This window comes from Faecalibacterium intestinale (genome assembly GCF_040096575.1).
Taxonomy (GTDB): Bacteria; Bacillota; Clostridia; order Oscillospirales; family Ruminococcaceae; genus Faecalibacterium; species Faecalibacterium intestinale.
Genome location: NZ_JBBMEN010000041.1, coordinates 1 through 9,327 on the forward strand (window position 1 = coordinate 1; position 9,327 = coordinate 9,327).

Genomic DNA, 9,327 nt, shown 5'->3' on the forward strand with positions numbered 1-9,327 from the left:
GCGGTTTATTATAGCTGGTAGTGTATAAGCGTGGGTTCATCATATTTGGTGTGGTATCTTTAACTATGGGAAACTCCGTTCTCCCACTTGGACACTGCCTGACGGCTTACGCCGATGCTCTCAGCCACAAACTCCTGCGTCATCTTGCAGCGGGTGCGGTTCTCCTTGAGCATTTCGGAAAGCGACTTGCGCACGATCTTGACTTCCTCCGTGAGTTTCGGCGGCTTTTCCAGATTGCGGGCAATGCGCCAGAGCAGATAGAGTGCAGCCACGATGGCCACCGGCAGCAGCAGCCGTGCGATCATCGTCGCGATGCTCACCGTCTGGAGCGCTCTGAAAAATAGGTTGGTCAGAAAATCACTTTTCATATTCGTTTCCTCCTTTGGAAGCTTTCTCTTGTGGTTTTTGTGGCACGATTTTAGCACAAAAGCCCGGTTGCGTCCACCAACCAGAGCGCAAACTCCGGTTGCGGCGCGTATTTTTAGCCTATTGGGGCAGATAATTCACAAAAACGTTGCATCTGCATCGTTGCAACGGGCAAAACCTATGGTATACTATAAGGGATATCCGGGCAGGCATTTCTGCCCACCAACACCCCCGCTGCGGGGTCAACACAAAAGGAGTATTGTAGCGTTATGGTTCGCATTACTATGGAAGACGGCGGCATCATCGACATCGAGCTGAACGAGGAAGTTGCCCCCATCACCTGTGAGAATTTCAAAAAGCTGGTCAAGGAAGGCTTTTACAACGGCCTGACCTTCCACCGTGTCATCCCCGGCTTTATGATCCAGGGCGGCTGCCCGCTGGGCACCGGCACCGGCGGCCCGGGCTGGAACATCAAGGGCGAGTTTGCCGCTAACGGCGTGAACAACCCCCTCAAGCACACCCGCGGTGTGATCAGCATGGCCCGCAGCATGAACCCCAACAGCGCAGGCAGCCAGTTCTTCATCATGCACAAGGATGCCCCCCATCTGGACGGCCAGTACGCCGCCTTCGGCAAGGTAGTTGCCGGCATGGACGTTGTGGATAAGATCGCTGCCGTCCGCACCGACTGGAACGACAAGCCCACCACCCCGGTCAAGATGAAGACCGTGGAGCTCATCGAGGGCTAATTTTAAATGCAAAATAGCGGAACACCCTGCGGGTGTTCCGCTATTTTTTATCCTTCCCCGTAAAAACGCAATGCCGGGCAGCCCGCAAGCTGTCCGGCATTGTGCTATTTTAACGCGCCTTTTTCCTGCGCCGGAGCTTGCGCACCAGCTTGCGGAGCAGCAGCACAAGGCATACCACCAGTACAACGGCGGTGAGAATGATGCCAAGGAGGATAAAGGTAAAGCGGTTGGGCTTTTTCAGCAGCGCGGAAAGGCTGCGGCTGTCCTCCACCTTTTTGCGGTCGTGCAGGGTGCTGTAATAGTCCGGCACGTTGCCGATGCCGTCGCCGTCGGTGTCCTCAAACGACGCCATGTACCGCGCAATGGCGTCCCAACCCTTCAGCTCTTTGCCGTTTTCGGTCAGGATCACATCCTCAAAATCTTCGATGGGTGTGCCGTCGGCGTACTTCGGCACGATGGACAGAATGCCGTAGGACATATCCGTCACGGCGCTCAGCATCTGCCCGCTGTAAAGGTCGGCCACGATGCGGTACAGCTTGTCGTTCTGCAGCTCCACGCGCTGCCCGTCCTTGACCAGATAGACGTCCGTCACCTTGTTCAGCAGCAGACGGTGGGGGTTGTAGGTAAAGTTCAGGCCGCTGCAATACAGCCGCGCGGTGGTCATGAAGTCCGACACGGAAGCGTCGATCTCGGCGGCGGTGCGCAGTTCCTTGCCGGTGAGATAGACCTCGATGAGGGGATAGCCCGGCACACCGTCTGCGCCGATGCCCAGCGAGAAGGAGTTGAACACCTGCTCCACGGTGATATCGCCCCGGGCGTAGGTGTCGCGCACGGTGCCGCTGGGCACGACTGCCAGATCCACCGGTACGCCGTCATAGTCGGCGGCGTTCTCCACCGCGTACACGTAGGCGTCCGCGATGATATCGCCCAGATTGTGCTCGGTGTGCACCTTGCCCAGATCCTTCAGGTTGGAGAAAACAACATCGTTTTCTGCCAGCACCTGATCCTTGGTGTAGCCGAACTGCGCCAGATAATCCTCGTCCACCGTGTCCATAAAGCGGTCGATGACCTCTTGCGTTTGTGCATCGGCGGGGATGTCGGCGGTGATGGGGATCAGCTGGTAATCGGTCACCTGCCAGCGGCCGTCCGCTTTTTGTGCCATGGTAAGGCTGCCCAAATTTTTGCCGTATTCGCCGCAGGAGACCACATAGGTGTCCCCGTGCCGGATGGGTTCCCGGATGCGGCTGTGGGTGTGGCCGCTCAGGATGAGGTCAAGGTCAGGTACACCCTTGGCCAGCAGCTCGTCCTCAGACTTTTTGGGGTCGTCCCATGTACCGCTGTGGGAAACGCAGACGATCATATCCACGTTTTCGTTCGCCTTGATCTCTGCCACGGTGGCCTTTACCGCCTGTACCGGGTCCTTGAATTTCAGCTCGCAGGTGGGCGCGCAGGAGAGGGCATCCTTGCCGAAAACGCCCACCACGGCAATGCGCACATCACCCTTCTGCAGCACGGTGTAGTCCTGCACGCCGTAGGCGGCAAAGGCGTCCTTGAGCAGCTGCTGGCCCTCGGTAAGACCGGCGCTTTCCATAGCGTCCCAGTCCACATTGCAGACCACGATGGCCGGGACGGCATCGCCGGAGGTGCGGGCACTGGTAAGCATATTGGCAAGCCCCTTGGAGCGGTAATCAAACTCGTGGTTGCCGAAGGTGGTCACATCGTAGCCCATGTAGCCCAGCATCCGCAGCTCTGCGGCCTGCGTTTCAAACACCGTCTGGATCAGGGTGCCCATGGAAAAGTCGCCGCCGTCGATCACAAGGGTGTCCGGGTCTTTGGCGCGCTGCGCCTTGATGAGGGTGTTGGCGCGGGCAAAGCCGCCGATGTCTGTCTCCTCATCCTCCACCACGGTGGTGAAGGTGTTCAGGTGGGAGTGGGTGTCGTGGCTGAACAAAATGTCCAGCGTTTTGCCCGTCTCTGGTGCCTGCCCATAGGCGGCGGGGATGCCAAGTAGCACTGAAAAAAGCAGCAGCACAGCCGCCGTCATGGCGAAAAGTTTTTTCATGGCGTGTTCTCCTTTTGTTGCGTCCTTATTTTTTTCGGCTCAGCCGAATTTTTTACAGCATCAGAAAAGTAATACCACTCTATAAAAATCAACTATCCGTCCGTTATTTTAGCATAAGTGCACAAAATAAACAAGACGGCAGTTGTCTTTTTGCGATGATATGCAACCATTTTGGAGAATCCGCCTTGTTTTGCTTACGCTGGCACCCGTGCGCTCAGGCGCTATCGGGTCAGCTTCTCTCTTTTTGCTGCTGCGCGGTGCCTGCCGCCCTTGCCGCCAAAGAGAAACGGGCTGCTGCACGTTTTGTGCAGCAGCCCGTTGGTCGTTTTTACTGTTTTGCCAGCTGTTTATCCAGCCATGCGGCGATATCTGCAAAAACCTCCAGCTTGTTGGTCTCCAGCAGCAGCTCGTGGCGGGCACCGGGGTAGAAGATGCTTTCAATGTTCAGCACCCCGGCGTCCTTCAGGCTCTGGATGGCGCGGCGCACGCCCTTGCCCTGCTCGCCCACCGGGTCGGCATCGCCGGAGAGGAAGAGCAGCGGCAGGTCTTTGGGCATCCGTGCCAGAAAAGCCGGGTCGTGCAAACGCAGGATGCCGCTGAACATACTGTAATAGGCGTTCAGCGTAAAGGTAAAGGTGCAGCGCTCCTCTGCCAGATACTTGTCCACCTCGGCCTGATCGCGGTTGAGCCAGTCGTGGGTGGTGCGGCCTTCCAGCCCCTTGTTGTAGCCCATAAAGGAAAGGTTAGCCACAAAGCTGCTGCGGTAGTGCCAGCCGTGGAAAGTGGCCAGCACCCGGCAAAGGGTCTTGGCTGTCTTGACCAGCGCCTTGGGCTGGAAGCCGGTGCCCATGATGATGGCGCCGTCCAGCTCCCTGCCGTACTCGCACAGGTACTGCCGGGCATAGAAGGAACCCATGCTGTGCCCCAGCAAAAAGTAGGGCAGATCCGGGTACAGCTGCTTGGTAAGCACGGTCACAGCGTGCAGGTCGGCCAACACGGCGCGGTTGCCGTCCGGCTCAGCAAAATAGCCGTAATCCTCCTTGGTGCGGATGGACGCACCATGTCCCAGATGGTCGTGCCCGGTGACCAGAATGCCCCGGTCGGCCAGATATTCTGCCAAGGGGCGGTAGCGGTCAATGTATTCCACCATGCCGTGGGACAGCTGCAGCACCGCCCGCACCTGTCCCTCCGGGACGCAGCGAAAGCCGTGCAGGGTGCGCCCCGGCACGGTGGAGGGAAGGGTAAAGTCGATGAACTGACTCATGGAAAGGGCCTCCCTTCTGAGTTACAGTGCGCTGAGCTTGCGGCGGCAGGCGGTACAGATGCAGTAGCCGCCGAACTGGATGGCCTGCTCGTCCACCTCGCCGCAAAAATCGCAGCTGCCGGCAGGGCGGTGCTTTTTCAGGACGATGGCGTCCCCATCCACAAAGATCTCCAGCTTGGTGTCGGTGTCGAGGTGCATACTGGTGCGCAGTTCCTTCGGCAGAACGATACGTCCCAGCGAATCAATGCCGCGGACGATGCCAGTGCTTTTCATAATGTGTCATTCTCCTTCACTATTTCCTTCTTACTTAGCAACCGCTGACACAATAGGAAAATTGTGCCAGCGCTGATAAGCTTAGTATACAAAAAATAACACCTTTCGTCAATGATTGCGTGTTAATTCGACAAAAAGCAACCTTTTGCACGTAAAGGTGGGGAAGGCGGCTTCACCCGTGAAAATGCAATGCCGGAGCGTCCGTAGACGCTCCGGCATTGCTCTATTAAAAATAAACTTTCCTCTGCTTATGGTCAGAGCGCAGCGGAGGCCATTCCAAACCCTCTCAGCTCAGCTCCACAGGGGCTTCGGGCTGGTTCTCCACGCGGGCGCTGGTACGTCCCTCGGGGCGGATCTCTCCGGCAGCGGTCAGCGAGATCTTGGTCAGGGTGGGGCCTACCAGCTCGTACACCAGCACCGAGAACAGCACCACGTTGCGCACCATGTGGCCGTCCGACAGCTCGGCGGCTGTGGCAGCCATGCCCAGCGCCACGCCTGCCTGCGGCAGCAGGGTGATGCCCAGATACTTCTGGATGGCGGAGCTGCAGCTGGTGGCGCGGCAGCTCAGGTAAGAGCCGCTGATCTTACCGGCAGAGCGCGCCACGATGTATACCACGCCGATGAGCAGCACCATGGGGTTGGTGAGGATGGTCAGATCCAGTTCTGCGCCGGACAGCACGAAGAATAGGATGTTGATGGGGGACACCCAGCGGTCCAGACGATCCATCAGCTCGTCCGAGGTGGGGCAGACGTTGCAGAACACGGTGCCGGTCATCATGCACACCAGCAGCAGCGAGAAACCGCAGCGGGTGCCATTGATCTCAAACTCGGTCATAGACAAGCCCACCGTCAGCAGCACAAAGGCCACCGACAGGCTCATGCGCTTGGAGCGGGAGTGGAAGTAGACCTCCAGCAGGTTCAGCAGGTAACCGGCGGCAGCGCCCAGCGCCAGCGAGAGCGCGATCTCCAGCAGCGGCTCCAGCACCACGCTCACGGGGTCGATACGCCCCTGCTCCAGCGCGTTTGCCACGCCGTAGGAGGCCGAGAACAGCACCAGACCCACGGCGTCGTCAATAGCGACCACCATCAGCAGAAGCTTGGTCAGCGGGCCGTCTGCCTTATACTGCTTGACCACCATCAGGGTGGCGGCGGGTGCGGTAGCGGCGGCAATAGAGCCCAGCGTGATGGCAGAAGCCAGCGAGATGACGTCCGGGCGGGCAAAGTGCAGGGCAACAAGGGCAATATCCACCAGCGCGGTGGTGATCACTGCCTGCGCAATGCCCACGGTCACGGCGCGGCGTCCCATGTGCTTCAGGGCGCTGAGACGGAACTCGTTGCCAATGACGAAGGCGATAAAGCCCAGCGCCACCTGCGTGATAATGCCGTAGCCCTCCACGGCGGCAAGGCTGCCAAAACCGAAGCCAAAACGGCTCAGTCCCAGCCGCCCCAGAAAGAAGGGACCCAGCAGCAGGCCGGTAAGCAGGTAAGCGGTGACGGCGGGCAGACGCACGGCCTTGGCAGCGCGTGACATGAGCAGACCGGCGATCAGGGCAAGGGACAGACAGATCAACATTTGTTCCATAATGTGGTTTGTATTGGGTGCGCAGCCAAGAGCCGCAGCACTCGGTTCCTCCTTGTCAAAAAAATATCGAGCTCCCGTGTGAAATCCAGTGCGGGGTCAAAATGGGAAAACGTGTCCAGTATATCAGAACTGCCGGAGAAAAGCAACTATTCTGCGCGTTTCGTACAGATTTTGGGGCAAAAAGATATGGGACACCGCAGGCTGTCCACTTTTATATATACCGTTCCCACTGTAGCTGCTTCCCGCCCGCTTCCGCTCACAGCAAAAAAACGAGCCGGACAACGCCTTTTGGGAGAAGTCCGGCTCATTTTTCTGTTGGGCTATTTGCAGCAGCGCTGTCTTTTTTCGTCATCATTCTACATTCCGTTTATAGCGCAGCGGGGTCTGCACCTCGGCGCGGATCTTACCAAGATAGGTGCGGGTCTGCTCTGCGCCCTGCAAAATGGACTCCACCTGCGCTTTCTGTTCTGCGGTCAGGCCGTCATCCTCTGCCAGCAGCTCCGCGTTGCCCTCGATGATGGTCAGCGGCGTTTTCAGCTTGTGGGACAGCTGAATGATCTGCTCCCGCTGCCGCTGCTCCATCGCCCACTGCTTCTGTAAGCTGCCGGTCAGTGCGTCGCCCATGGTCTGCAGCGCCTGCAAAGTGCTCTCGTACTCCCGCACCTTCGCGCCGGAAAATACCGCGCTGTCCAGATCCTTCCGCGCCACCGCCTGCGCGGCCGCGGTCAGCTTTTCAGTCTCCCGGGTCAGGAAGCGCCCGGTCCTGTGGGTGCTCCACACCACTGCCCCTATCAGCAACAGAATGCCCAGAATGCAGTGCACCGTCTGCATATCCGGCAGCACGCCCCGCAGCGCAGGGTCGGCGTAGGGCACGGCATAGTCAAATTGCAGCAGGCAAACCGTTCCGTCCTGCAATTTTGACGTCATATAATACTGCGTGTAGCCAAAATGCCAGTGGGTTTTCCCCTGCCGGTTCTCCATTGCCCGCTGCAAGTGCCCGGCATCCATGTTGGTGGCCAGCACCTCGCTGCTGTCCGGCGCGGCAAACAGGGCGTACCGGCACAAGGAGTCCAGCTGCGTCTCATCAAAGGTGGCTGCGGTCATGCCCGGTAAAACGTCCTGTGCGGCTTTCTGGCAGGCCTGTGCCGCCTGATTGGCGGGCAGAAACAGCCCGCCGTTCTGGATCCACAGCATCATCACCAGCAGCCACCCCACCGCGACCAGCAGGCAGGCCAGCGCCGTGCGCACCAGATATTGCAGCAGCACGCTGCGCAGAGAGGTCAGTCTTCGCTTTTCCATCGGTACCCCACGCCCCATACGGTATTGAGCAGCTTTTCCGGCTCCGGCACGCCCGCCGCCCGCAGCTTTGCCCGGATATTTTTGATGTGCTGGGTCACGGCGGTGTCGTCCGCAGTGCCGTCAATGCCAAAAACCGCTTCGTAAATTTGCTCCTTGGTAAAGGTCTGTCCGGCGTGCAGCGCCAGATACTCGCAGATGGCATACTCCGAGCGGGTCAAGGGCAGCGCCTTCCCCTCCACCGCCGCGCTCCGGGCGGTCAGGTCAAAGGCTACGCCGCCGCGCACCATCCGGTGCGCCGGGGTGCGGCTCTGCCGCCGCAGATGTGCCGCCACCCGCGCCCTCAGCTCTGCCACCCGGAAGGGCTTGGACAAAAAGTCGTCTGCCCCGATGCCCAGCCCCTCCAACACAGCAGCCTCGTCGGTGCGGGCACTCAGAAACAGGATGGGCACCTCGGTCAGACTGCGGATGCGCCGACAGACCGCAAAGCCGTCCTCCCCGGGCATCATCACGTCCAGCAGGATGCAGTCTGCCCAGCGGCAGAGCGCCTCGGTCAGATCTCTGCCCGCCTGCCGCGTTTCTACCCGGTGGCCGTCCCGCTCCAAGGTGGTGCGGATCAGCTTGCAGAGCTCCAGATTGTCATCCACTGCCAGAATGTTTGCCACAAAATCACCTCAACACGTTATAAACAAGGCAGGACGCCCCATACAGCAGATACACATGGGCGGGATAGAACCAGTAGAACAACTGCTTGTGGCCCTTGCCCCGCTGCCCGTTGTACAGCAGCATCAGCAGCACTGCCAGCACCCCGAACCACTCGTAGTAGTCGGTGAACATCTGCGTCCAGACAAAACCCTCCTGTCGGCAAGCCATCCCAAAGGTCAGCGCAAAGTCACACAGGAAAATGAGCACGGCCCATGCTGTCAGCTGTACGCGGCGATGCCCCCGCAGGGCATACAGCAGCACACCGCCCAGCAGAAAACTCCATCCGCCATCCGTGATACCTGTCCACATGGGCAGCGGGCTGGTGATGACAAAGGCCACGACTGACGAAGCAATGGGCATACCCTGCACCCCGGGGAAAAGCAGCAGAAACACGATCACCACAAACGGCCAGCACAAGACGGCGGCAATGGCGCCAATGCCTTTTGCGAGCTTTTTCTCCCGCAGCCAGTCGATACCCTGCCAGACGATGCACAGCAGCGCAAGATCCTGAAAAATAGCGTTCAGCGGGTAGAAGCCATCCCCGCGCCGGAAGGCTTTGGCGTAGATCATAAAGAATTCCAGCGCCGCCATGGCTGCACCGATAGCCCAGATGCGGATAAAATACCGCTTTCGGTCATGGGTGTGGGCAAAGCCCTCCACCGTGCAGAACAGAAACAGCGGCGCACTGAGCCGCCCCAGCATACTGAACACCGTCGGGATGCAGCCGGTGAACTCGAAGAAATAATGAATGTGGTCCAGCACCATCAGCGCCAGTGCAATGGTCTTGAGCTGGGTGCCGTCCAGCCCCTTTTTCGTTAATTTGTCCATACAGACTCTCCTTTCCTTTTATGCATCCAGTGTAACAGGAAAATCTGTAGAAAGTATAAGGTTCTGCCTTTTATGATACTATTTTCTGCCCCGAAATGCAACAAAAAAGCCCTGAGATTTTCATCTCAGAGCTTTCTGTTAAGTCGGCGACTACCTATTTTCACAAGCCGTTTCCAGCTAACTATCTTCGGCACAAGTAAGCTTA

At 58.6% G+C, this 9,327-nt stretch carries 9 protein-coding genes; 1 reads left to right on the forward strand and 8 read right to left on the reverse strand.

The window, feature by feature from the left end; translation table 11 throughout:
• Nucleotides 1–59: 59 nt before the first annotated feature.
• Nucleotides 60–368, reverse strand: a complete 309-nt coding sequence (locus tag WMO20_RS13950) for a helix-turn-helix transcriptional regulator (RefSeq protein WP_349187259.1) — start codon at nucleotides 366–368, stop codon at nucleotides 60–62.
• 267 nt (nucleotides 369–635) lie between these two features.
• On the opposite strand from WMO20_RS13950, the gene WMO20_RS13955 reads away from it, so the two are divergent.
• Nucleotides 636–1,112 (forward strand): peptidylprolyl isomerase, encoded by a 477-nt coding sequence (locus tag WMO20_RS13955; RefSeq protein WP_097779072.1) that lies wholly within the window; start codon nucleotides 636–638, stop codon nucleotides 1,110–1,112.
• Between the two features lie 109 nt (nucleotides 1,113–1,221).
• On the opposite strand, the gene WMO20_RS13960 is transcribed toward WMO20_RS13955, so the two are convergent.
• The 7 genes from WMO20_RS13960 to WMO20_RS13990 form a co-directional block, all read right to left on the reverse strand.
• The gene (locus tag WMO20_RS13960) at nucleotides 1,222–3,174 is read right to left on the reverse strand and encodes a bifunctional metallophosphatase/5'-nucleotidase (protein ID WP_349187260.1); all 1,953 of its coding nucleotides are present in this window, start codon (nucleotides 3,172–3,174) and stop codon (nucleotides 1,222–1,224) included.
• Nucleotides 3,175–3,502: 328 nt separating this feature from the next.
• Nucleotides 3,503–4,438 (reverse strand): alpha/beta fold hydrolase, encoded by a 936-nt coding sequence (locus tag WMO20_RS13965; protein ID WP_349187261.1) that lies wholly within the window; start codon nucleotides 4,436–4,438, stop codon nucleotides 3,503–3,505.
• A 21-nt stretch (nucleotides 4,439–4,459) separates the two neighbouring features.
• Nucleotides 4,460–4,711 (reverse strand): AbrB/MazE/SpoVT family DNA-binding domain-containing protein, encoded by a 252-nt coding sequence (locus WMO20_RS13970; protein WP_112090985.1) that lies wholly within the window; start codon nucleotides 4,709–4,711, stop codon nucleotides 4,460–4,462.
• Between the two features lie 286 nt (nucleotides 4,712–4,997).
• Nucleotides 4,998–6,293 carry a cation:proton antiporter gene (locus WMO20_RS13975; protein WP_349187262.1) on the reverse strand — a complete coding sequence of 432 codons (1,296 nt, stop codon included), beginning with the start codon at nucleotides 6,291–6,293 and terminating at the stop codon, nucleotides 4,998–5,000.
• Nucleotides 6,294–6,644: 351 nt separating this feature from the next.
• Nucleotides 6,645–7,592: a histidine kinase dimerization/phospho-acceptor domain-containing protein gene (locus tag WMO20_RS13980; RefSeq protein WP_349187263.1), complete on the reverse strand. Its 948-nt coding sequence runs from the start codon at nucleotides 7,590–7,592 to the stop codon at nucleotides 6,645–6,647.
• On the reverse strand, nucleotides 7,574–8,254 hold the full coding sequence (locus WMO20_RS13985) for a response regulator transcription factor (protein ID WP_112115992.1): 681 nt from the start codon (nucleotides 8,252–8,254) through the stop codon (nucleotides 7,574–7,576). The genes WMO20_RS13980 and WMO20_RS13985 overlap by 19 nt, the downstream gene beginning before the upstream one ends.
• 4 nt (nucleotides 8,255–8,258) lie before the next feature.
• Nucleotides 8,259–9,122 (reverse strand): TraX family protein, encoded by an 864-nt coding sequence (locus tag WMO20_RS13990; RefSeq protein ID WP_349187264.1) that lies wholly within the window; start codon nucleotides 9,120–9,122, stop codon nucleotides 8,259–8,261.
• Between the last annotated feature and the right edge of the window lie 205 nt (nucleotides 9,123–9,327).